We start from the raw sequence: 501 nt of genomic DNA, 5'->3' as shown, positions 1-501 counted from the left end.
CGCGGCTATGCACCAAAAGGAAAAACGCCCATTGTGAAGCTAAATGCAAAGCGTTGTTCACTCAATATGATATCCGCCATTACAAATCAAGGAACAGTACGCTTTCAAATTTACGAAGGAAGTATGAATGCTGACAGACTTATCGACTTTCTCAAGCGATTGATCAAAACAGCAGGCCGCAAAGTTTTCCTCATTCTAGACAACCTTAGGGTACATCACGCTCGAGTCGTTAAAGCTTGGCTGAAAGAGCACGATGATGAAATAGAAATCTTTTATTTGCCATCCTATTCACCTGAGCTGAATCCAGATGAGTATTTGAATTGCGATCTTAAAGGAGGCGTTCACAGTGGCATACCAGCGCGATCCAAGAAGAAGCTAAAAAGCAAAGTGCTTTCTCACATGAGAATGTTACAAAAGAAACCTGCGCGTGTAGCATCCTACTTCCGGCATGAATCGATTAAATATGCAGCATAATGGAACTATTTGTCCGCCGGGTTAATA

General features: G+C 42.1%; 1 protein-coding gene. It reads left to right on the top strand.

Going from position 1 to position 501, the window contains the following annotated elements; genetic code table 11:
- Positions 1 to 474, top strand: a 474-nt coding sequence (locus tag Q1A69_RS20140; RefSeq protein WP_299589722.1) for an IS630 family transposase, incomplete at its 5' end; no start/stop codon positions are given.
- Positions 475 to 501: the final 27 nt, after the last annotated feature.

This window comes from uncultured Microbulbifer sp. (genome assembly GCF_947498635.1).
Lineage (GTDB): Bacteria > Pseudomonadota > Gammaproteobacteria > Pseudomonadales > Cellvibrionaceae > Microbulbifer > Microbulbifer echini.
This window is presented reverse-complemented; position numbering and strand designations above follow the sequence as displayed.